22 protein-coding genes are annotated in these 20,708 nt (G+C 72.1%); 18 read left to right on the forward strand and 4 right to left on the reverse strand.

The window, feature by feature from the left end; translation table 11 throughout:
• The first annotated feature begins 95 nt into the window (after nucleotides 1-95).
• The 3 genes from ACWEGE_RS45475 (at nucleotide 96) to pdxS (ending at nucleotide 3,522) form a co-directional block, all read left to right on the forward strand.
• On the forward strand, nucleotides 96-1,496 hold the full coding sequence (locus tag ACWEGE_RS45475) for an FAD-binding oxidoreductase (protein ID WP_449666739.1): 1,401 nt from the start codon (nucleotides 96-98) through the stop codon (nucleotides 1,494-1,496).
• A 31-nt stretch (nucleotides 1,497-1,527) separates the two neighbouring features.
• The gene (locus tag ACWEGE_RS45480; RefSeq protein WP_449666740.1) at nucleotides 1,528-2,511 is read left to right on the forward strand and encodes a DUF5937 family protein; all 984 of its coding nucleotides are present in this window, start codon (nucleotides 1,528-1,530) and stop codon (nucleotides 2,509-2,511) included.
• A 90-nt stretch (nucleotides 2,512-2,601) separates the two neighbouring features.
• On the forward strand, nucleotides 2,602-3,522 hold the full coding sequence (gene pdxS, locus ACWEGE_RS45485; protein WP_217709730.1) for a pyridoxal 5'-phosphate synthase lyase subunit PdxS: 921 nt from the start codon (nucleotides 2,602-2,604) through the stop codon (nucleotides 3,520-3,522).
• Between the two features lie 49 nt (nucleotides 3,523-3,571).
• Here pdxS and ACWEGE_RS45490 read toward each other — a convergent pair whose 3' ends face one another.
• Complete coding sequence (locus ACWEGE_RS45490) at nucleotides 3,572-4,492, reverse strand: NADP-dependent oxidoreductase (RefSeq protein WP_449666741.1); 921 nt, start codon at nucleotides 4,490-4,492, stop codon at nucleotides 3,572-3,574.
• A gap of 106 nt (nucleotides 4,493-4,598) precedes the next feature.
• Between ACWEGE_RS45490 and ACWEGE_RS45495 the strand changes: the two genes are divergently transcribed.
• Entirely contained in the window at nucleotides 4,599-5,537 is a 939-nt protein-coding gene (locus tag ACWEGE_RS45495; protein WP_449666742.1) for an AraC family transcriptional regulator, read from the forward strand.
• A gap of 16 nt (nucleotides 5,538-5,553) precedes the next feature.
• On the opposite strand, the gene ACWEGE_RS45500 is transcribed toward ACWEGE_RS45495, so the two are convergent.
• On the reverse strand, nucleotides 5,554-6,117 hold the full coding sequence (locus ACWEGE_RS45500; RefSeq protein ID WP_449666743.1) for a helix-turn-helix domain-containing protein: 564 nt from the start codon (nucleotides 6,115-6,117) through the stop codon (nucleotides 5,554-5,556).
• A gap of 67 nt (nucleotides 6,118-6,184) precedes the next feature.
• Between ACWEGE_RS45500 and ACWEGE_RS45505 the strand changes: the two genes are divergently transcribed.
• From ACWEGE_RS45505 to ACWEGE_RS45525, 5 genes are all read left to right on the forward strand, one after another.
• On the forward strand, nucleotides 6,185-6,877 hold the full coding sequence (locus tag ACWEGE_RS45505; protein WP_449666744.1) for an AzlC family ABC transporter permease: 693 nt from the start codon (nucleotides 6,185-6,187) through the stop codon (nucleotides 6,875-6,877).
• The gene (locus ACWEGE_RS45510) at nucleotides 6,877-7,197 is read left to right on the forward strand and encodes an AzlD domain-containing protein (RefSeq protein ID WP_449666745.1); all 321 of its coding nucleotides are present in this window, start codon (nucleotides 6,877-6,879) and stop codon (nucleotides 7,195-7,197) included. The genes ACWEGE_RS45505 and ACWEGE_RS45510 overlap by 1 nt, the downstream gene beginning before the upstream one ends.
• Before the next feature lie 289 nt (nucleotides 7,198-7,486).
• Nucleotides 7,487-8,113 (forward strand): pyridoxal 5'-phosphate synthase glutaminase subunit PdxT, encoded by a 627-nt coding sequence (gene pdxT, locus ACWEGE_RS45515; protein WP_449666746.1) that lies wholly within the window; start codon nucleotides 7,487-7,489, stop codon nucleotides 8,111-8,113.
• Nucleotides 8,114-8,154: 41 nt separating this feature from the next.
• The gene (locus tag ACWEGE_RS45520; protein WP_206789762.1) at nucleotides 8,155-8,910 is read left to right on the forward strand and encodes a YebC/PmpR family DNA-binding transcriptional regulator; all 756 of its coding nucleotides are present in this window, start codon (nucleotides 8,155-8,157) and stop codon (nucleotides 8,908-8,910) included.
• Nucleotides 8,911-8,996: 86 nt separating this feature from the next.
• Entirely contained in the window at nucleotides 8,997-9,548 is a 552-nt protein-coding gene (locus ACWEGE_RS45525; RefSeq protein WP_449666747.1) for a DUF4262 domain-containing protein, read from the forward strand.
• Between the two features lie 5 nt (nucleotides 9,549-9,553).
• Here the strand turns inward: ACWEGE_RS45525 and ACWEGE_RS45530 are convergent, their stop codons facing one another.
• On the reverse strand, nucleotides 9,554-9,994 hold the full coding sequence (locus tag ACWEGE_RS45530; RefSeq protein WP_449666748.1) for a cupin domain-containing protein: 441 nt from the start codon (nucleotides 9,992-9,994) through the stop codon (nucleotides 9,554-9,556).
• A gap of 72 nt (nucleotides 9,995-10,066) precedes the next feature.
• Here ACWEGE_RS45530 and ruvC point away from each other — a divergent pair, with 72 nt between their 5' ends.
• The 8 genes from ruvC (at nucleotide 10,067) to ACWEGE_RS45570 (ending at nucleotide 19,185) form a co-directional block, all read left to right on the forward strand.
• Nucleotides 10,067-10,651: a crossover junction endodeoxyribonuclease RuvC gene (gene ruvC / locus ACWEGE_RS45535; protein WP_360269759.1), complete on the forward strand. Its 585-nt coding sequence runs from the start codon at nucleotides 10,067-10,069 to the stop codon at nucleotides 10,649-10,651.
• On the forward strand, nucleotides 10,648-11,244 hold the full coding sequence (gene ruvA, locus ACWEGE_RS45540) for a Holliday junction branch migration protein RuvA (protein ID WP_449666749.1): 597 nt from the start codon (nucleotides 10,648-10,650) through the stop codon (nucleotides 11,242-11,244). Before ruvC ends, ruvA begins: the two co-directional genes overlap by 4 nt.
• 9 nt (nucleotides 11,245-11,253) lie before the next feature.
• On the forward strand, nucleotides 11,254-12,321 hold the full coding sequence (gene ruvB, locus ACWEGE_RS45545) for a Holliday junction branch migration DNA helicase RuvB (RefSeq protein WP_449666750.1): 1,068 nt from the start codon (nucleotides 11,254-11,256) through the stop codon (nucleotides 12,319-12,321).
• 120 nt (nucleotides 12,322-12,441) lie between these two features.
• Nucleotides 12,442-12,852 (forward strand): preprotein translocase subunit YajC, encoded by a 411-nt coding sequence (yajC, locus tag ACWEGE_RS45550; RefSeq protein ID WP_449666751.1) that lies wholly within the window; start codon nucleotides 12,442-12,444, stop codon nucleotides 12,850-12,852.
• 235 nt (nucleotides 12,853-13,087) lie between these two features.
• Nucleotides 13,088-14,875: a protein translocase subunit SecD gene (secD, locus tag ACWEGE_RS45555; RefSeq protein WP_449666752.1), complete on the forward strand. Its 1,788-nt coding sequence runs from the start codon at nucleotides 13,088-13,090 to the stop codon at nucleotides 14,873-14,875.
• A gap of 1 nt (nucleotide 14,876) precedes the next feature.
• Nucleotides 14,877-16,091, forward strand: coding sequence for a protein translocase subunit SecF (secF, locus tag ACWEGE_RS45560; RefSeq protein ID WP_449666753.1), 1,215 nt, complete (start codon nucleotides 14,877-14,879; stop codon nucleotides 16,089-16,091).
• A gap of 1 nt (nucleotide 16,092) precedes the next feature.
• A complete protein-coding gene (locus ACWEGE_RS45565) occupies nucleotides 16,093-16,611 on the forward strand; it encodes an adenine phosphoribosyltransferase (RefSeq protein ID WP_449666754.1) in 519 nt (172 codons plus the stop codon).
• Between the two features lie 219 nt (nucleotides 16,612-16,830).
• Nucleotides 16,831-19,185 (forward strand): RelA/SpoT family protein, encoded by a 2,355-nt coding sequence (locus tag ACWEGE_RS45570; RefSeq protein ID WP_176177440.1) that lies wholly within the window; start codon nucleotides 16,831-16,833, stop codon nucleotides 19,183-19,185.
• Here the strand turns inward: ACWEGE_RS45570 and ACWEGE_RS45575 are convergent.
• Entirely contained in the window at nucleotides 19,161-20,429 is a 1,269-nt protein-coding gene (locus ACWEGE_RS45575; protein ID WP_449666755.1) for an amidohydrolase family protein, read from the reverse strand. The two genes, ACWEGE_RS45570 and ACWEGE_RS45575, sit on opposite strands and share 25 nt — an antisense overlap.
• Nucleotides 20,430-20,626: 197 nt before the next feature.
• Here ACWEGE_RS45575 and ACWEGE_RS45580 point away from each other — a divergent pair.
• The coding region (locus ACWEGE_RS45580) for a YqgE/AlgH family protein (RefSeq protein ID WP_449666757.1) at nucleotides 20,627-20,708 on the forward strand (82 nt) is incomplete at its 3' end.

Raw genomic sequence — 20,708 nt, forward strand, 5'->3', positions numbered from 1 at the left:
TGTGTCCTCGATCACACACCCGCTACCCTGGTCACGGCAAGGCAAGGTCTCCGGGACCAGCCGAATGCCCCGGGGCGCAGGCAGGGGGGAGCGGCATGGACAGAGCGGCTTCCGGCGCGGCGTTCCCGGCGGCGGCCGACTGGGAGCGGCTGCGCGGCCGGCTGGCCGGGCCGCTGTTCCGGCCGGGCGAAGCGGGCTACGCGACGGCCCGGCGGGCGTTCTTCACGATGTTCGACGACCGCATGCCCGCCGCTGTCGTCGGTGCCGCGTGCGTCGAGGACGTCCAGGCCGCCGTCGGCTTCGCGGCCAGGCACGGCCTGCCGGTCGCCGCCCGCGCCGGTGGGCACAGCTATCCCGGCTATTCCACAGTGGACGCCGGGATCGTCGTGGACCTGGGCCGGTTCTCCGGCATCGAGGTGCGGCCGGACGGCCGGGTCGTGCTCGGCGCCGGCACCCGGCTCGGCCCGGTCGCGGCGACGCTGGCCGCCGCCGGCCGAGTGCTGCCCGCCGGTCTCTGCGGGGCCGTCGGCATCGCCGGGCTCGCCCTCGGCGGTGGGATCGGCGTGGTCGACCGGATGTACGGGCTGACGTGCGACCACCTCGAAGCGGCGCGGATCGTCACCGCCGACAGTCGGGTGCGCACGGTTTCGGCGACGGCGGAACCGGACCTGTTCTGGGCGCTGCGCGGCGGGGGCGGCGGGAACTTCGGGATCGTCACCGGGTTCACCTTCCGGACCGTCCCGGCCGCCGACCTCGCCACCTACACGCTGGAGTTCCCGGCCGCCGCGCGGGCCGCGTTGTTCGGTGCCTGGCAGGACTGGCTGCCCGGGATGCCGGACGAGCTGTGGTCCGGCATCGAGTTCGCGCCCGGCCGCACCGCGCTCGCCGGGACGTTCCTCGGCCCCGAAACCCGGCTGGCCGGCCTGCTGGACGACCTCGTCCGCCGGACCGGCGCCCGGCCCACTGCCCGGCGGACCCGGGAGCTCGACCACCTGAGCGCGGTGCGCTCCTTCGACGTCCGTGACGGCCGGCCGGCCCTGCGCGAGGCCTACACCGGCACCTCGCGCATGCTGACGCGGCCGGCCGCCGACCCGGCCGCGGTGACCGAGGTGGTGACCCGCGAGCCGGGTGTCACCACGCTCATCGACTCCGCGGGCGGCGCCATCGCGCGCGTCGGCGCCCGGGAAACCGCCTTCCCGCACCGGAGCGCACTGGCCAGCTTCCAGTTCCTGCACGACGCGGCGCCCGCGGACGGCGGCGAAGCCGGGGCCCGGCGCGCGCTGGCCGCGGTGCGCGACGGGCTGGGGCCGGAGTTCGGCACGACCGGGTACGTCAACTACCTCGACCCGGAGATGCCGGACTGGGCGCAGGCGTACTACGGGGAGAACCTGCCGCGGCTGCGCGCCATCGCCCGGAAGTATGACCCCGAAGGGATTTTCGCGTTCCCGCAAGGTCTTTCGGTGCCCCGCTCGACTGTCCACATCGGAGAGACTTAGACTGCCCGTACTTCGGGCAGAGAGGCAGCGCGTGCTCGACCTGGCATTCTCCACAGAGGACCTGGCGCACACCCGGTTCGCGTTCTCCCCGGCCTGGGAGATCGTCGCGAGCGTCCGCGTCCTGAACTCCCCGGGGCAGCACGCCCTGCACCTGCCGTGGACCAAGCGCGCCACGGCGGCACTGGCCGAGGCCGGCCTCGACCTCGGGCTGCTGCGCGACCTCGTCCCGCTGCGGCACCTGCCCGGGTTCCTGGCTCCGACGCCGTCGACGCCGCTGCCCGAACTGGCCGACGAGCTCGCCGACCTGCGGGACGTGCCCGCCCGCCTGGTCCGGCGCGAACTCGACGCGATGGCCGGGCCGCGCACGCCCGCGCTGGTCCGCTTCCACCGCGAGCCCGAGGCGGGCCTGGAGCGGCTGGCGACGCTGATGGAGCAGTACTGGCACCTCGTGCTGGCCCCGGACTGGCCGCGGATCCGCGCGCTGCTCGAAGCCGACGTGCTGTACCGGTCCCGGCTGCTGGCCCAGGGCGGGGCCGCCGAGCTGTTCAACGACCTCACCCCGCTGGTGCGCTGGCAGGGCGGCACGCTCACGGTGGCGCACCGGCACCTGCACGCCGCCGTCCCGCTCGACGGGCGCGGCCTCGTGCTGGTGCCCTCGGCGTTCGTCTGGCCGCGGGTGTTCTCCAAGACCGACACGCGCTGGCAGCCGGTGCTGCGCTACCCGCCGCGCGGGATCGCCACGCTGTGGGAGACCGGCACGGCCACCGCGCCCGGCGCGCTGGCCGCCGTGGTGGGCCGCGGCCGCGCCATGCTGCTGGCCGAGCTGGCCGCTCCGGCGTCCACCGCGGAGCTGGCCCGCCGGACCGGGCTGAGCGCCGGGGCGGTGTCGCAGCACCTCGGCGTGCTCCACGCTGCGGGCCTGGTCAGCAGGCATCGTGCCGGACGTCACGTGCTCTACGGGCGCACGCCGCTCGCGGAAGCCCTGGTCGCGGGCGCCGGCAAAGTGGACTGCTGAGATACCCGCGTACTGGCCTGCTTGAAGGGTCCACCGCCGACCTACGCTCGGATTCGTCACCCCGTGTTCTCTTTGTGGAAAGGCCCCGTCGTGTCCGAGCAGCAGACCACCCCCAGTGGCACCGTCCAGTCCGTCACCGGCACCGCCAAGGTGAAGCGCGGCATGGCCGAGATGCTCAAGGGCGGCGTGATCATGGACGTGGTCACCGCCGAGCAGGCCAAGATCGCCGAAGACGCCGGCGCGGTCGCGGTGATGGCGCTGGAGCGCGTGCCTGCCGACATCCGCGCCCAGGGCGGCGTCGCCCGGATGAGCGACCCGGACCTCATCGACGGCATCATCGAGGCCGTCTCGATCCCGGTGATGGCCAAGGCCCGCATCGGCCACTTCGTCGAGGCGCAGGTCCTGCAGTCCCTCGGCGTGGACTACGTCGACGAGTCCGAGGTGCTGACCCCGGCCGACTACGCCAACCACATCGACAAGTGGGCGTTCACCGTTCCCTTCGTCTGCGGCGCGACCAACCTCGGCGAGGCCCTGCGCCGGATCACCGAGGGCGCGGCGATGATCCGCTCCAAGGGCGAGGCGGGCACGGGCGACGTCTCCAACGCCACCACGCACATGCGCAAGATCCGCCAGGAGATCCGCCGGCTGCAGAACCTGCCCGAGGACGAGCTGTTCGTCGCGGCCAAGGAGCTGCAGGCGCCGTACGAGCTCGTGAAGGAGGTCGCCGAGGCGGGCAAGCTCCCGGTGGTGCTGTTCACCGCGGGCGGCATCGCCACCCCGGCCGACGCGGCGATGATGATGCAGCTCGGCGCCGAGGGCGTGTTCGTCGGCTCCGGCATCTTCAAGTCCGGCAACCCGGCCCAGCGCGCCGAGGCGATCGTCAAGGCGACGACGTTCTACGACGACCCCGACGTGCTGGCCAAGGTCTCGCGCGGCCTGGGCGAGGCGATGGTCGGCATCAACGTCGAGGAGCTGCCGGAGCCGCACCGCCTCGCCGAGCGCGGCTGGTAATCCTTGGGCGAGGCCCCGTGGACCGGACGTCCACGGGGCCTGCCCCGCCTCAGGGGATGAGCACGATCTTGCCGTGCGAGTGGCGGCGCATCAGGTCGCGGAAGGCCGTGCGGACCTCGGCGAGCGGGTAGGTGGCGGCGATCGGGACTTCGAGTTCTCCCGTCTCCACCAGCTTGACGAGCTCGCCCAGCACCTCGACGGTCGAGGACCCGTCCATCCCTTCGGCCTTGACGCCCGTGCGCGCCGCGCCGGCGAAGTCGATGATCGTGTTGATCCGGTCCTTCGCCACGCCGAGTTCCAGCGCCAGGTCGACGTAGCCGTCGCCGAAGTTGTCGACGAACGCGTCGACGCCGTCCGGCGCGGCCGCGCGGATCCGGTCCAGCACGCCCTCGCCGTAGGTCACCGGGAGCACGCCGTGCCGGCGCAGCCAGTCGTGGTTGGCCTCGCCCGCGAGGCCGATGACCGTCGCCCCGGCGTGGCGCAGCAGCTGCACGGTCAGCGAACCGACCCCGCCCGCGGCGCCCGCGACGACGACCGTGTCGCCCGGTCCGGCCCCGACGGCCCGCACGTTCGCGTGCGCGGTGGCGCCCGCGACGAACAGCGAGCCGCCGACCTCCCACGGCACCGACGGGTGGCGCGGCACGAGCTGCGCGGCCGGGACGACGACCAGCTCGGCGTGGCTGCCGCGGGTGTCCACCCAGCCGATCACCTCGTCGCCGACCGCCCACGTGCGGACCGCCGAGCCGACCTCCTCCACCACGCCGGCCAGGTCGCTGCCTTCGCCGGACGGGAACGTCGCGGGCCAGCGCTCGTGGAGCGCGCCGATCCGGATCGTGTTCTCACCCGGGTTGATCCCCGCGGCCCGCACGCGCACCAGCACCTCGTCGGCCGCCGGTGCCGGCCGGGGCACGTCCCGCACCTCCAGCACGTCGATGTCGCCGTAGTTGTCGAACCGCACTGCCTGGGGCATCTCGCCCCTCCTTCCGGACTCCTTGTTCCTGAACACCAGGAAACCCGAAGGGCATGCTGTGATCCATGCTGGATTCGCGCGAAAAAATATGCGATCGTCTCATGGCGTGGACGTCCTCACAGATCTGCTGCAACGCTCGCGGGCCCGCGGAGCCGCGTTCTCGCACTCGACGGCGCGCGGTGACTGGGGCATCGAGTTCCCGACCGGCGCCAAGCTCGCGATCCACGGCATCCTCGGCGGCGAGGCCTTCGCGTGGACCGAAGACCCCGCCTGCGCCCGCCACGTGCTGCCCGGCGACGTCGTCCTGGTCCGCGGCCCGGTCCGGCAGTTCATGGCCCACACGGCGGGCGCCGCTGTCGAGCCGTTCCTCTACCACCCGGCCGACCCGGGCGCGGGCACGCGCCGGATGCGGTTCGGTGCGGAAGCGGGCGATCCGACCACGTTCTTCTGCGGCGCGTACACCTTCGACGGCGAGCTCTGCGCGGGACTGCTCGCCGGGCTGCCGGACCTCACCGTGGTGCGCCCGCGGGCCGGGTCGAGCCTGCGCGCGGTCCTCGACGTGTTCGCCGCCGAAATCCTCCGCGACGCGCCGGGGCAGCAGGCGCTGCTGGACAGCCTGCTCGACGTCGTCCTGGTGCAGGTGCTGCGCGAACAGCTCGCCGCCGACGTGGCGACCGCGCCCGCGTGGTTCCGCGCGATGGACGACCCGGCGGTCGGGGCCGCCCTGCGGGCCGTCCACGAAGCCCCAGCGCGCGCGTGGACGGTCGCGGACCTCGCCGACGAGGCGTCCCTTTCGCGCGCGACCTTCGCGCGGCGGTTCACCGGGCTGCTCGGCGTGGCCCCGCTGACCTACGTCGCCGACTGGCGGATGGCGCTGGCCCGGGAGCAGCTGCGCGACGGCGACGCCGGCCTCGCCGCGATCGCGCACTCGCTGGGCTACTCGTCGGAGTTCGCGTTCGCCGCCGCCTTCAAGCGCCACCACGGGATGCCGCCCGGGCGCTGGCGCGCGTCGAAGTCGAGCCCCTTGCCGGCCGGCGCGGTCTAGCCCGGGCGGGAGGTCCCTAGACGTACTCGGAGATCTCCACGCCGTACGTGCCGGGTTCGAGGGCTTCGAAGACGTGCGGGACGTCGCCGGGGTAGCAGATGTAGTCGCCGGGCAGCAGTTCCTCCGGGGCGTCCATGACGCCGACGCGGGCCCGGCCCGCGCACAGCACGATGTGCTCGACCACGCCGGTCATGTGCGGGTCGGAGCGCCGGGGCGTGCCCGGCTCGCCGCGGACGACGTAGATGTCGCGGCGGGCGCCGGTGGGGCAGGCCGACAGGAGCGTGCACGCGTAGTCGGCGTGTTCGGCGAACACGGTCGGCCCCTTGCCCGCGCGGACCACCCGGACCTTCGGCCGCTCGGGTTCGACCAGCCGGGAAAAGGGGACGTCGAGAGCGACGCCGAGGGCCCACAGCGTCTCGACGCTCGGGTTGCCGGTGCCCGACTCGAGCTGCGAGAGCGTCGACTTGGCGAGGCCGGCGCGGCGCGCGACCTCGGTCAGGGAGAGCCCCGCGCGGGTCCGTTCGCGGCGCAGGGAGGCCGCGATGATCTCCAGCGGCGCCCCGGTGGCTTCCTGAGACATGCTGTTCGCTCCATCGGTCTGTTCGTTCGCCTTGACGAACACGGGTCCTGCGTTCACTCTAGAACACATGCGTTCGATATGGCGAACACTCGATCGGGGTCTGGCCCGTGACATCGGCCTGGTCTGTCTCGCCGATTGTCTCGTGGGCGTTTCCTACGGCGCCATCGCGGTGAGCTCCGGCTTCCCGCTGTGGTTGCCGATGCTGATGTCGCTGCTGGTCTTCGCCGGGGCGTCGCAGTTCATGTTCGTCGGCATCGTGGCCGCGGGCGGCAACCCGTTCGCGGCGGTGCTGGCCGGCCTGCTGGCCAACGCCCGCCACCTGCCGTTCGGCTTCGCGGTCGGCGACACGGTGGGACGGCGCCGGAGCACCCGGGCGCTCGGCAGCCACCTGATGAGCGACGAGACGGTGGCGTTCGCGATGGCCCAGGACGACGCCCCGCGCCGCCGCGCGGCCTACTGGGCGTGCGGGCTGGGGATCTTCGTGTTCTGGAACGCCGGTGTCCTGGTGGGCGCGTACGCCGGGACGGCGATCAGCGACACGGACGCGTTCGGCCTGGACGCCGCGTTCCCGGCGGTGCTGCTGGCCCTGGTCCTGCCGTCGCTGCGCAACAAGGCGGCCCGGCTGCCGGTGCTGATCGGGGTGCTGGTCGCCCTGGCCGCGACGCCGTTCCTGCCCGCGGGGCTGCCGGTGCTGCTGGCGCTGGCCGGCGTGCTGGCCGGGATCGCGGCGAAGGACCCCGAGCCGGTGGAGGCGCGCTGATGGACGGGACGGAACTGCTGGTCGCCACGGCGGTGCTGGCCGCGGGCACGTTCGCCTTCCGCTTCGCCGGGCCGGTGCTGCGCAGCCGGGTGAAGCTGACGCCCCGGGCGGAACGGCTGATGGCACTGGCGGCGGTGGTCCTGCTGGCGGCGCTGGTCGCGGTGAGCGCGCTGACGGAAGGCCACGGCTTCGCGGGCATCGCCCGCCCGGCCGGGGTGCTGGTGGCGGGCGTGCTGGCGTGGCGGAAGGCCCCGTTCGCGCTGGTGGTGGTCGCCGCCGCGGCAACGGCCGCCCTGCTCAGGCTGGCCGGCGTCCCCTGACCCGCGGCACCGTGCGGAACGGGGCATCACCCGTGACCAGCCGGGCATCACGCGTGATCGGAGGGGCATCAGCCTGATGCCCCTCCAGACACGGGTGATGCCCGCTCAGTCACGGGTGATGCCTCTCCGGGCACGGGTGGCGCGGTGCCTCGAGCTTGTTTTGCGGTCCCAAGGACCCCCAAGGCTGCATCGGGTGCTTGGGGTCACGCGCAGCGGAGCGGGTCTGACCTGCCGGTAAGCCGCGGACCCGGTGCGTCTAGGCTGGTGGGAAGGTCTTTCGGGAGGTCGGGTGGCAGGAGCGTCGTCGGAACCGGTCATCGGTGTGCTCGCCATGCAGGGCGCCGTGCGCGAGCACTTCGCCATGCTGGCCGAAGCGGGTGCGCGGGCCGTGCCGGTCCGGCGGGCCGGTGAGCTGTCCGAAGTAGACGGTCTGGTGCTGCCCGGCGGCGAGTCGACCACGATGTCGCGGCTGCTGGAGAGCTTCGAACTGCTGGAGCCCCTGCGGGCGCGGATCGCCGAGGGCATGCCCGCCTTCGGCTCCTGCGCCGGGATGATCCTGCTGGCCCGGCAGACCCTCGACGGGCGGCCCGACCAGCAGCAGCTCGGCGGGCTCGACGTCGTCGTGCGGCGGAACGCCTTCGGCAGGCAGGTCGACTCCTTCGAGGCCGACCTCGACTTCGCCGGGGTCGACGGAGACGTCCACGCCGTGTTCATCCGCGCGCCCTGGGTCGAGAAGGCCGGTGACGGCGTCGAGGTGCTGGCCACCGTCAGCGGCGTGCCCGGCGTGGAGGAGGACACCGCTAGGATCGTCGCGGTCCGGCAAGGGGCGGTGCTGGCGACCGCGTTCCACCCGGAACTCACGCCCGACGTGCGGGTGCACCGGCTGTTCGTCGACCTCGTGCGAAAGGCTGCCTGAGACGCGGTGCCCGGCCGGGGTACGGAACAGATGGAGGAGAGATGAGCGGCCACTCCAAGTGGGCCACCACGAAGCACAAGAAGGCCAACCTCGACGCGAAGCGCGGCAAGCTCTTCGCGCGGTTGATCAAGAACATCGAGGTGGCCGCCCGCACGGGCACCGGTGGTGGCGACCCGGACGGCAACCCCACGCTCTACGACGCCATCCAGAAGGCCAAGAAGAACTCGGTCCCGCAGGACAACATCGAGCGCGCCCGCAAGCGCGGCGCCGGTGAAGAGGCCGGTGGCGCCGACTGGCAGACCATCACCTACGAAGGCTACGGCCCGAACGGCGTCGCCGTCCTGATCGAGTGCCTCACCGACAACCGCAACCGCGCGGCGTCGGAGGTCCGGACCGCGCTCACCCGCAACGGCGGCTCGCTCGCCGACCCGGGCTCGGTGGCGTACCTGTTCAACCGCAAGGGCGTCGTGCTGATGCCCAAGGGTGACGCGGCCGAGGACGACGTCCTCATGGCGGTGCTCGACGCGGGCGCCGAAGAGGTCAACGACCTCGGCGAGAGCTTCGAAATCGTCTCCGAGGCGACCGACCTGGTGCCGGTCCGCAAGGCGCTGCAGGACGCCGGCTTCGAGTACGAGTCGGCCGACCTGACGTTCCTGCCCTCGGTGAGCGTGCCGCTCGACGCCGACGGCGCGAAGAAGGTCTTCAAGCTGATCGACGCCCTCGAAGACTGCGACGACGTCCAGAACGTGTTCGCCAACTTCGACGTGTCGGACGAGGTGCTCGCCGAAGTCGGCTGAGTTTTCCCTTGCGTCGCAACGCCTTCGTGCCCGGGCCGGAAACTTTCCGGCCCGGGCACTGGGCTGAAGGCGGGCCGTCAGGCAGAATGTGCGCCGTGACCTCGACGACCCCCGCCGCTGCCGCCGACATCACCGCCGAACTGTCCGCGGAAGAACTGCGCCTCATCGAATGGATCGAGGGGCAGGCGAAGGAACGCGGCAACGCCGTCATCAACGTCGCCGGTGACGACGAAGGCGCCGGCTACTCCTTCACCGCCTGCGCGTGGGCGCTGCACAACGTGCCGGAGGCCGTCGTGGTCGGGCTGCCCGGCAACATGGGCCAGGTGCTGCTCGACGCCTACGTCGACCGCGCCGCCAACGGTGAGATCTTCGAGGTCGGCCGGCGCTACGACGACTTCTTCGAAGGCGTCCCGGTGGTCCTCGAGCGCGTCAACAAGGGGCACTACCCCGAGTACTTCGGCACCGCGTTCCTCATCTACCCGGACGGCGACTTCCCGGCGCTGCAGCTGATCGTCGCGACGCCGGAGGGCAAGTTCCCCTGGCACCCGGACGCGCCCGAGGGCTTCGCCCGCTGGCAGCTGGTGCTGACCGAAAGCGGCGACCCCGAGAGCTGGACCCCCGGCGTCGACGGCCCGTAGCGACCTCAGAACTTCCCCAGGTCGGCGGCCGCTTCCGGATACCGCAGGGCCAGCTCGGCCGCCGGCGCGAACTCGACGCAGTCGTCGGTGTAGGGCGGCACGACGACTGTGCCCAGCAGGCTCCACGCGCCGCGCGTGACGGTGGCCTGCCACGTCCCGGCGGGCACCACGACCTGCGGGCGTTCCCCGGCGGCGACGTCGGTCCCCAGCACCGGCCGTTCGACCGAGCCGTCCGGGTGCAGCAGCAGCATCTCCGCCGGCGCGCCCGCGTGGTGCGCGTACACCTCGACCCGGTCGAGGCGGTGTGGCGCGGAGCGTTCGGGCGCGACGAGCAGGTAGTAGATCGCCGACCCGTCTTCCGAGCGCCAGCTCGGCGCCCACTGCCCGCCTTCGACCGGGAGCGGCTGGAGACCCAGGTGGGTGACGAAATCGGCGGGCTGCGGCATGTCCTCCATCCTGCCGCAGACGCGCCCAGTAGCCTGCAAGCTCGAACTGATGTTCGCGGCGGGAGGAATGCGGTGCGGGTGCTCGGGGTCGACCCCGGTCTGACCAGGTGCGGCCTCGGCGTGGTCGACGGCGGCAAGGGCCGGGCCGTCCGCTGCGTCGCCGTCGACGTCGTGCGGACGCCGGCGGACGCCGACCTGGCCCACCGCCTGCTCGGCATCTCCGACGAGGTCGAGCGGTGGATGGACAAGTACAAGCCGGCCGCGGTGGCGGTCGAGCGCGTCTTCGCCCAGCACAACGTCCGCACCGCGATGGGCACCGCGCAGGCGGGCGGCGTGGTCGCGCTCGCCGCCGCGCGCCGCGGGCTGCCGGTCGTGTTCCACACCCCGAGTGAGGTCAAGGCCGCCGTCAGCGGGTCCGGCCGGGCCGACAAGGCCCAGGTCACGGCCATGGTGATGCGCCTGCTCAACCTCGAGGTCGCGCCCCACCCCGCCGACGCCGCCGACGCACTCGCCCTGGCCATCTGCCACCTCTGGCGGGAGCCGATGCGAGCCCGGCTCGCCGAAGCCGAAGCCCGCGCGGCCGAGATGGCCCGCACGCACAAAGCCCGGCTCGCCGCCGCGGCGAAGCAAGCGAAGAACCCTGGAGCAGCACGATGATCTCGTCGGTACGCGGAGAAGTTCTTTCGGTCGGTCTCGACCACGTCGTGGTCGAGGTCGGCGGGGTCGGCTTCGCCGTGCAGGCCACCCCGGCGACCCTCGCCACCCTGCGCCGCGGCGAAGAGGCCCGCCTGCACACCGCGCTGATCGTGCGAGAGGACTCGCTGACGCTGTTCGGCTTCGCCGACGCCGACGCGCGCGAGCTGTTCGGGCTGCTGCAGACGGTGTCCGGGATCGGGCCGCGCCTGGCGCTGGCCACCCTCGCCGTGCTCGACCCCGACAAGCTGCGGGCCGCGCTGGTCGAAGGCAACATCACCGTGCTCACCTCGGTGCCCGGCATCGGCCGCAAGGGCGCGGAGCGGCTCACCCTCGAGCTGCGCGACAAGGTCACTGCGCTCGGCGGCACCGGTGACGCGCCCGCCGTCACCGCGCCCGGCGCCCTGCGCGCCGAGGTCGTCGAAGCGCTGGCCGGGCTGGGCTTCCCGGCCAAGCAGGCCGAGCAGGCGGTGGACAAGGTCCTCGCCGAGGGCGACGGCCACACCACCTCCAGCGTGCTGCGTGCCGCGCTGGCCACCCTCGGCCGGAAGCGGTAGGCGCGGGCCGTGGAGTATGAGGCGGTGGACGAGGAAGAGGCCCTCTCGGCGTGGGCCCAGACCGGCGAGGAGAACGTCGAGGGCACCCTGCGGCCCCGCAAGCTCGACGAGTTCGTCGGCCAGCCGCGGGTGCGCGAGCAGCTCGAACTGGTGCTGGAAAGCGCACGCCGCCGCGGCGTGCCGCCCGACCACGTCCTGCTCTCGGGCCCGCCCGGGCTGGGCAAGACGTCGATGGCGATGATCGTCGCGGCCGAGCTGGGCGCGGCCATCCGGATCACCTCCGGCCCGGCGCTGGAACGGGCCGGCGACCTCGCCGCGATGCTGTCCAACCTCGCTCCCGGCGACGTCCTGTTCATCGACGAGATCCACCGCATCGCCCGCCCGGCCGAGGAGATGCTCTACCTGGCGATGGAGGACTTCCGGGTCGACGTCGTCGTCGGCAAGGGCCCCGGCGCCACCAGCATCCCCCTGGAGATCGCCCCGTTCACGCTGGTCGGGGCGACCACCCGGTCCGGCTCCCTGACCGGCCCGCTGCGGGACCGGTTCGGCTTCACCGGCCAGATGGAGTTCTACACCGACGCCGAGCTCGAGCTGGTCGTGCGCCGGGCGGCGACGATCCTCGACATCCCGATCGACCGCGACGGCTGCGCCGAGATCGCCCGCCGTTCGCGGGGCACGCCCCGGATCGCGAACCGGCTGCTGCGGCGGGTCCGCGACTACGCCGAGGTCCGCGCCGACGGCAAGGTGACCCGCGACGTCGCCCGCGCCGCGCTGGCCGTCTACGACGTCGACGAGCTGGGCCTCGACCGGCTCGACCGGGCCGTGCTCACCGCGCTGACCAGGTCGTTCGGCGGCGGGCCGGTGGGCATCTCGACGCTCGCGGTGGCCGTGGGGGAGGAGGCGACCACCGTGGAAGAGGTCTGCGAGCCCTACCTCGTGCGCGCCGGTATGCTCGCCCGCACCCCGCGCGGCCGCGTCGCGACCGCGACCGCGTGGGAACACCTCGGCATGGTGCCGCCCGCGGACCTCCCGGGGCGCCCGGACCAGGGCGGGCCGTCGCTGTTCGAGCAGGAGTGAGCGGCCCGTACCGGCGGGTGGGTGCTGGCGTCCGCGCTGGTACCTGGCACACTCGACAGGAGCACATACCCAAAAACCGGACATTTCGGCAGGGCCCGGGTGTCCGTCGAACGGAGAATCATGCAACAGCTATTGCTGCCCCTGCTGCTCGTGCTCGTCCTCGCCGTGCCGCTGGTGATGAGCACCCGAAAGCAGAAGAAGCAGCAGGCCGCGCAGCAGGAACTGCAGAGCAGCCTGGCGCCCGGTGACCGCGTGATGACCACGTCCGGTCTGTACGGCACCGTTGCCGACGCCACCGGTGACACCACCATCGACATCGAGATCGCTCCCGGTGTCGTCACCACCTGGCTGCGGCTGGCCGTCCGCGAGAAGGTCGAGCCGGTCGTCGAGACCGACGAGGACTCCGCCGACGAGGTCGAGGAGACCCCGGTCGAGGAGCCGAAGATCATCGAGTCGACCTCCGGCATCTCCGGCGACGAGCCGCAGACCACCGCGCAGGTGGCGCCGCCGCTGGAGCACGGCAAGAAGTAGCCTTCCGCGGCACTCCTGGGCGGGCCAGGGAATCCCGACGAAAGTCGGTGTGGCCTCGCACGCCGGGCTCACGCAGCACCGAGTAGTGTCTCGGTGCTGCGTGCGTGTCCGCCGTCATACCCGTGCCCGGGAGTGAATCGCACACGGTCGGTGAATGCACGCAGCCCCTCCCGGTAACCCTCCGGGCGGGCACCGCAACGTTGGGGTCCACCCCGTCCGAGGAGACCGAAGCACCGTGGCAGCTTCAGCCGGGCATCTCCGCCCGGGACGCTATCTCGCCCTGTTCGCCCTGATCGTGATCGTCTTGTACGCGCTGGTGTTCCTCACCGGCAACCACAAGCCGACCCCGAAGCTGGGCATCGACCTGCAGGGCGGCACCCGGGTCACGCTCACCGCCCGCACCCCCGACGGCGGCCAGCCGACCCGCGAGTCCCTGAACCAGGCGCGCCAGATCATCGAGCGGCGCGTCAACGGGATCGGCGTCAGCGGCACCGAGGTCCTCCTCGACGGCAACAACGTCGTCATCACGGTCCCGGGCGAGCAGGGCGACCAGGCGAAGAACCTGGGCAAGACCGCGAAGCTGGGCTTCCGGAAGGTCGTCTCGAGCGCCACCCAGCCGGTGGTGCCGCCGCAGACGAACACCCCGCCGCCGGCCACGGGCACCCCGAGCACGGGCACCCCGACCTCCGGCGCGCCGAGCTCGGGCACGCCGACGGCCACGTCGAGCGCCCCGCCGACCGCCGGGGGTGGCGGTGGGGCCGCGCCCGCGCCGCAGCAGAACACCCCGCCGGCCGCGCCGAGCAGCAGCACCCCGCCGCCGCCCGCGTCCACGCCGGCCCCGGCACCCTCGGACGGCTCGGTCGACGCGGAGACCGCGAAGGAGATCCAGGCCGCCAAGGCCCTCCGGCAGAACCCGCAGCTGATCGGCGCCGACGGCCAGCCGAACCAGGAGCTCGTCTCGAAGGCGATGGCCGCGCTGACCTGCGCGCCGAACGCCAAGGACCCCCTCGAGGGCAACGACGACCCGAAGCTGCCGCTGGTCGCCTGCGGTGACCACGACACGTACAAGTACCTGCTGGAGCCGGAGTTCCTGCCGGGCACGGAGATCGCCGACTCGACCTCGGGCTACGACCAGCAGCGCGGCCAGTGGGTGGTGAACCTCAGCTTCAAGAGCGAGGGCACCAAGACCTGGGCGGACTTCACCTCGAAGAACACCGGCCAGCAGGCCGCGTTCGTGCTCGACACGCAGGTCGTGTCCGCGCCGAACATCCAGGTGGCCATCCTCGACGGCAACACCCAGATCACCGGCAAGTTCACCCAGTCCGAGGCGAAGGACCTCTCGGACATCCTCAAGTACGGCTCGCTGCCGCTGTCGTTCGCTTCCTCGGACGCGACCACGGTGTCGGCGACCCTCGGCCTGGCCTCGCTGCAGGCCGGCCTGATCGCCGGCGGCATCGGCCTGCTGGTGGTCTTCATCTACTGCCTGTTCTACTACCGGCTGCTCGGTGTGCTCACCATCCTGTCGCTGGCCCTGTCCGGCGCGCTGGTGTTCGCGGTGCTGGTGCTGCTGGGCCGCTGGATCGGCTACACGCTGGACCTCGCGGGCATCGCCGGCCTGATCATCGCCATCGGGATCACGGCGGACTCGTTCGTCATCTACTTCGAACGGCTCAAGGACGAGATCCGGGAGGGCCGGACGTTCCGGTCCGCGGTGCCGCGCGGCTGGGTCCGCGCCCGGCGCACCATCCTGGCGTCGGACGCGGTGAGCTTCCTGGCCGCGGCGATCCTGTACGTGATCGCGGTCGGCGACGTCCAGGGCTTCGCGTTCACCCTCGGCATGTCCACGGTGCTCGACCTCGTGGTCGTGTACCTGGTGACGCACCCGCTGGTGGCCATGGTGTCCACGTCCAAGAACGCGTTCCTGTCCAATCCGAGGCACCTGGGCCTCGGCGCCGTGCAGCAACTGGGTTCGCAGCGGAAGAAGGCGGCTTCGGTCGGCCGCGCGAACGTGAAGGAGGCCTGACGTGGGGGTCGAAGAACTGGGCACGGACGCCGACGGCGACGTCAAGGTCGCGGCGAAGCCCGGCAAGAAGGAAAGCGTCTTCCACCGGCTGTACGTCGGCACGGGCGCGTTCGACGTCGTCGGCAAGCGCAAGCGCTGGTACATCTTCTTCGGCGCGCTGGTGCTGGTGTGCCTGGCGTCGATGATCATCCGTGGTTTCAACCTCGGCATCGAGTTCGAGGGCGGCACGCAGATCCAGCTGCCGGCCAACGGCATCCACGGCGTGATCACCGAGGAGCAGGCGAAGGAGTCGTTCCAGAAGGCCCTCGGCCACCCGGCCGCGGAGGCGCAGAAGGTCGGCACCGGCAACGCCGCGACCATCCAGATCCGCACCGACACGCTGAACGCGGCCGACGTCGCGAAGCTCAAGCAGGGCCTGTTCACCGACCTGGGGCCGAAGGGCACCAACGGCCAGCCCAGCGTCCAGGCCATCAGCGACAGCGCGGTGAGCGCGTCCTGGGGCGGCGAGATCTCGCAGAAGGCGCTGATCGCGCTCGGCGTGTTCCTCGTCGCGGTGGTCATCTTCCTGGCGATCTACTTCGACGGGCGGATGGCACTGGCGGCGCTGATCTCGCTGCTGCACGACATCTTCGTCACCGCGGGTGTGTACTCGCTGGTCGGCTTCGAGGTCACCCCGGCGACGGTGATCGGCCTGCTGACCATCCTCGGGTTCTCGCTCTACGACACGGTGGTGGTGTTCGACAAGGTCCGCGAGAACACGCGCGGCCTGCTCGGGCTGACCCGCCGCACGTACGGCGAGGCCGCGAACCTCGCGCTGAACCAGACCCTGATGCGGTCGTTCAACACGGCGTTCATCGCGCTGCTGCCGATCCTCGGCCTGCTGATCGTCGGGTACGTGCTGCTCGGCTCGGGCACGCTGCAGGACCTGGCGCTGGTGCAGCTCACCGGTACCCTCGTCGGCGTCCTGTCGTCGGTGGCCCTGGCGACGCCGCTGCTGGTCGACTTCAAGATGCGCGACCCGAAGTACGCGCAGCAGGCCGAGCGGGTCCGCCAGCGCCGGGCCAACCAGGAGCGCAAGGCGGCGGGCGAGGACTTCGACGCCTCGGACGACGACGCCCTCGCGAAGGAGCTGCGCAAGGAGAAGGCGTACGCGGCCGCGGCCAGCGTCCCCGCCCGCATCCAGAAGCAGCGCCCGGCCGGGAAGCGGAAGCGCTGACGTGGAGCTCGACGACGCCCTCGGCCTGATCGCCGAGGTGCCGGACTTCCCCGAGCCCGGCGTGCTGTTCCGTGACCTGAGCCCGCTCTTCGCGGACGCGGGTGCGTTCAAGGCGGTGACCGACGCGCTGGCGGGCACCCTCGACGCGAAAGTCGAGGCGCTCGCCGGCGTGGAGGCCCGCGGGTTCCTCCTCGCCGCGGCCGTCGGGTACGCCCGCGGCCTCGGCGTGGTGCTGATCCGCAAGCCGGGCAAGCTCCCGCAGGTGGCGGGCCGCGTCGACTACGCACTGGAGTACGGCACGGCCACGGTGGAGCTCCCGGCCGGCGTGGTCCGGCCGGGCCAGCGCATCGCGGTCCTCGACGACGTCCTGGCCACCGGCGGCACGGTCGCGGCCACGGACAAGCTCCTGGAGGACGCGGGCGCGGTGGTCGACAGCGTGTCCGTGGTCCTGGAGCTGGCCGCCCTCGGCGGCCGCCAGGTCCTGGGCGACCGCAAGGTCCACGCTCTGCAGACCTGCTGAACTCGTCACCCGCGTGATTCCCGCCGGGACTCGCGTGATCGGAGCCGGAACTCGCGAGTTCCGGCTCCGATCACGCCGGTGACGGCCCGGATCACGCGAGTGACGTGAACCGGCTGGTGGCGGGGCCCACATCCCCCTGAACGGGCGCACCCGACAGGGCTGCGAGGCGCAACGGCTACCCTGGTGGTCCGAAGGCCGCACGAGCAGCAGGAGGTGCGGGTGAGCCAGGAGCTCGACGCCGCGGTGCCCGCGAAGCAGGGCGCCCAGCAGAACGGGCAGGCGGCGGCGCAGCCCGCACCGCCGAAGCCGAACGGCGCGGCGCCGAACCCGTCCGCCACCCGCCGGGTCCGGGCGCGTCTCGCCCGGCGGATCACCGCCCAGCGCGCCGCCCCGGTCAAGCAGGTCCTCGAACCGCTGGCCGTCATCCACCGCGAGCTCCACCCCAACGCCGACCTCGGCCTGCTCCAGCGCGCCTACGACGTCGCCGAGGAACTGCACCGCAACCAGCGGCGCAAGTCCGGCGACCCGTACATCACCCACCCGCTCGCCGTCGCCACCATCCTCGCCGAGCTGGGCATGGACACCACGACGCTGGTCGCGGCCCTGCTGCACGACACGGTCGAGGACACCGGGTACGCCGTCGAGAGCCTGAAGGCCGACTTCGGCGAGAAGGTCGCCGAGCTGGTCGACGGCGTCACCAAGCTGGACAAGGTGCAGCTCGGGTCGTCCGCCGAGGCCGAGACCATCCGCAAGATGGTCATCGCGATGGCCAAGGACCCGCGCGTGCTGGTCATCAAGCTCGCCGACCGGCTGCACAACATGCGCACCATGCGCTTCCTGCCGCCGGAGAAGCAGGCCCGCAAGGCCCGCGAGACCCTCGAAGTCCTCGCCCCGCTGGCCCACCGGCTCGGCATGGCCACGGTCAAGTGGGAGCTGGAGGACCTCGCGTTCGCCATCCTGCAGCCCAAGAAGTACGACGAGATCGTGCGCCTGGTCGCCGACCGCGCGCCCTCGCGCGACATCTACCTGCGGTCGGTGATCACCGACCTGACCAGCAACCTCGTCTCCTCGCGGATCACCGCGAAGGTCGAGGGCCGCCCGAAGCACTACTACTCGATCCACCAGAAGATGATCGTCCGCGGCCGCGACCTGGACGACATCCACGACCTGGTCGGCGTGCGGATCCTGGTCGAGGACGTCCGCGACTGCTACGCGGCGATGGGTGTCGTGCACGCCCTCTGGCAGCCGGTGCCCGGCCGGTTCAAGGACTACATCGCCCAGCCCCGCTTCGGCGTCTACCAGTCGCTGCACACCACGGTGATCGGCCCGGACGGCAAGCCCCTCGAGGTGCAGATCCGCACCTACGAGATGCACCGCACCGCCGAGTACGGCATCGCCGCGCACTGGCGCTACAAGGAAACCAAGGGCACGCACACCGGCAACGCGATGGACGTCGACGAGATGGCGTGGATGCGCCAGCTCCTCGACTGGCAGCGGGAAGCCGCGGACCCGGGCGACTTCCTCGAGTCGCTGCGCTACGAGCTGGCCGCCCGCGAGATCTTCGTGTTCACCCCCAAGGGTGACGTGATCACGCTGCCGGTCGACTCGACGCCGGTGGACTTCGCCTACGCCGTGCACACCGAGGTCGGCCACCGCTGCATCGGCGCCCGCGTCAACGGCCGCCTGGTCGCGCTGGAACGCAAGCTGGAAAACGGCGAAGTCGTCGAGATCTTCACGTCGAAGGCGGAGAACGCCGGCCCGTCGCGCGACTGGCTGCAGTTCGCCGGTTCGCCGAAGGCCCGCGCCAAGATCCGGCAGTGGTTCGCCAAGGAACGCCGCGACGAGGCGATCGAGGGCGGCAAGGAAGCCATCACCAAGGAGATCCGCAAGGTCGGCCTGCCGATCCAGCGGCTGGTCTCCGCGGAGTCCATGGGCGCGGTGGCCACCGAGCTGCGCCACGCCGACATCTCGTCGCTGTACGCGGCGGTCGGCGAGGGGCACACCAGCGCCAAGCACGTCGTCCAGCGGCTGGTGGCGCTGATCGGCGGCGTCGACGCGGCGGAGGAGGAGCTCGCCGAGCGGGCGACGCCGTCCACGGTGACCCGCCGCCGCGGTTCCAACGACGTCGGCGTGGTGGTCAAGGGCGCCAGCGACGTCTGGGCGAAGCTGGCCCGCTGCTGCACCCCCGTGCCGGGCGACGAGATCCTCGGGTTCGTGACCCGCGGCGGCGGTGTTTCGGTGCACCGCACCGACTGCACGAACGCCGGTGACCTGCAGTCCCAGCCCGAGCGGCTGGTCGAGGTCGAGTGGGCGCCCTCGGCGTCCTCGGTGTTCCTGGTGGCCATCCAGGTCGAGGCGCTCGACCGGCACCGCCTGCTGTCGGACGTGACCAAGGTGCTGGCCGACGAGAAGGTCAACATCCTGTCGGCGTCGGTGACCACGTCCCGGGATCGGGTCGCGGTCAGCCGCTTCTCCTTCGAGATGGGCGACCCGAAGCACCTCGGCCACGTCCTCAAGGTGGTTCGCGGTGTGGAAGGCGTCTACGACGTCTACCGCGTGACCTCGGCTTCCTGACCGATCCGGGAGAGGCCGGCGGCCGCGGCAATCCGCTCGCGCGACTCCAGGAGCCGCGCGCGCAACGGCGGCAGGTCGACGCCGAGCAGGCGCCCGTGCCGCTTGACCGGCTTCCCGGCGACGTAGACGCTGTCCACCAGTCCGGGGTGACCGGCGCTGACGATCGTGCCGGCCGGCTCGCCGACGGGGAAGACCGAGAGGTCCTCGGCGTCGAGCAGGACGAGGTCGGCGTCCTTGCCGACGGTGATGCTGCCGGTGTTGCGCCCGCAGGCCAGTGCGCCGTTCACCGTGGCGCACTCGAGGACGGTCCGCGTCGTCAGGCCGCGGTCGACGGCCAGTGCCGTGCGCATGGCACCGAACAGGTCACCACCGGCGGACAGGCAGTCGTCGACCGACAGCGACGGACGCAGCCCGGCGGCGAGCGCCCGGCCGGTGATCACCGGCTCGAAGCCCATCTTCAGCTCGACGTCCGGGCTGACCGACACCGAGGAACCGGCGTCGGCGAGCATCGCGAGCTGGTCGTCGGAGAGGCCGTTGCCGTGCACGATGGTCGTGCGCTCGTCGAGCAGGCCTCGCGCGCGCATGCCCTCGATCGGGCGGTCGCCGTTCCGCCACCCTCCGGTGCCGTGGACGTGCGTGCTCACGGGCAGCCCGAGTTCCCGTGCCAGTGCGACATCGGCGGCGGTCTCGTCCAGTGTGGACACTACCGGGCCGCGCAGGCCGAGCACCATGTCGTCGCCCGGCAGCAGTTTCCGCACCCGCCGGATCTCCGGCTCGATGTCCGGTCCGTCGGCGCCGTAGCAGAAGATCGAGTGGCCGGGTGCGTCCTGCAGCCCGGCGATCGCGGCGTCGGCGTTCTCCGGGCGGAGGGCGCAGTGGAACCAGTCGAGCATGGTCGTGACGCCGGAGTTCAGGGCTTCGAGGCGGCCGAGGAGGTTGCCCAGGTAGACGTCCTCGGGCCGGTAGTGCGGTTTGAGCGTGCCGTGCGCGGCGACGCGGTACTGGTCGAACGTCCAGTCCGCGCCGAGGCCGCGGAACGCCGTCTGCCAGGTGTGCCGGTGGGTGTCCACGAAACCGGGCAGCACGAGCTTGCCCGAGGCGTCGACGACCTCGGCGCCGTCGGCCTCGATTGCCGGAGCGACGGCGGCGATCCGGCCGTCCTCGACGAGCACGTCGCCACGGGGGAGGTCCCCGAGCGCCGGGTCCATGCTGACCACCGTGCCGCCGCGCAGCAGTGTCTTCATCCGTCCTCCAAGAGTTGACGTGTCAACTCTGTAGGCTACTCCCATGTTGGATCCGGCGGAGTGGGAGTTCTGGGACACCTGGATGCGCGCTTACCGGCTGCTCGTCCGCGAACTCGACCGCGGGCTGCAGCGCGACTGCGGCATTTCGAAGGCCGAGCTCAGCGTGCTGATGACGCTGACCCGGCCGATGACCCACCATGGTCGACCCCAACTTCCGCCGGACCGTGGTGTTCGTCATCGATCACCGCGAAGAGGGCACGCTCGGCGTGGTCCTGAACC

The organism is Amycolatopsis sp. NPDC004747 (assembly GCF_053601335.1).

Excerpts from the sequence above, each read along its gene's own strand:
- ACWEGE_RS45475 (WP_449666739.1), top strand. The coding sequence starts at position 96 with ATGGACAGAGCGGCTTCCGGCGCGGCGTTCCCGGCGGCGGCCGACTGG.
- ACWEGE_RS45490 (WP_449666741.1), bottom strand. The coding sequence starts at position 4,492 with ATGCCCCAGGCAGTGCGGTTCGACAACTACGGCGACATCGACGTGCTG.
- ACWEGE_RS45500 (WP_449666743.1), bottom strand. The coding sequence starts at position 6,117 with ATGTCTCAGGAAGCCACCGGGGCGCCGCTGGAGATCATCGCGGCCTCC.
- ACWEGE_RS45505 (WP_449666744.1), top strand. The coding sequence starts at position 6,185 with ATGCGTTCGATATGGCGAACACTCGATCGGGGTCTGGCCCGTGACATC.
- ACWEGE_RS45510 (WP_449666745.1), top strand. The coding sequence starts at position 6,877 with ATGGACGGGACGGAACTGCTGGTCGCCACGGCGGTGCTGGCCGCGGGC.
- ACWEGE_RS45520 (WP_206789762.1), top strand. The coding sequence starts at position 8,155 with ATGAGCGGCCACTCCAAGTGGGCCACCACGAAGCACAAGAAGGCCAAC.
- ACWEGE_RS45525 (WP_449666747.1), top strand. The coding sequence starts at position 8,997 with ATGTGCGCCGTGACCTCGACGACCCCCGCCGCTGCCGCCGACATCACC.
- ACWEGE_RS45530 (WP_449666748.1), bottom strand. The coding sequence starts at position 9,994 with ATGCCGCAGCCCGCCGATTTCGTCACCCACCTGGGTCTCCAGCCGCTC.
- ruvA (WP_449666749.1), top strand. The coding sequence starts at position 10,648 with ATGATCTCGTCGGTACGCGGAGAAGTTCTTTCGGTCGGTCTCGACCAC.
- yajC (WP_449666751.1), top strand. The coding sequence starts at position 12,442 with ATGCAACAGCTATTGCTGCCCCTGCTGCTCGTGCTCGTCCTCGCCGTG.
- ACWEGE_RS45575 (WP_449666755.1), bottom strand. The coding sequence starts at position 20,429 with ATGAAGACACTGCTGCGCGGCGGCACGGTGGTCAGCATGGACCCGGCG.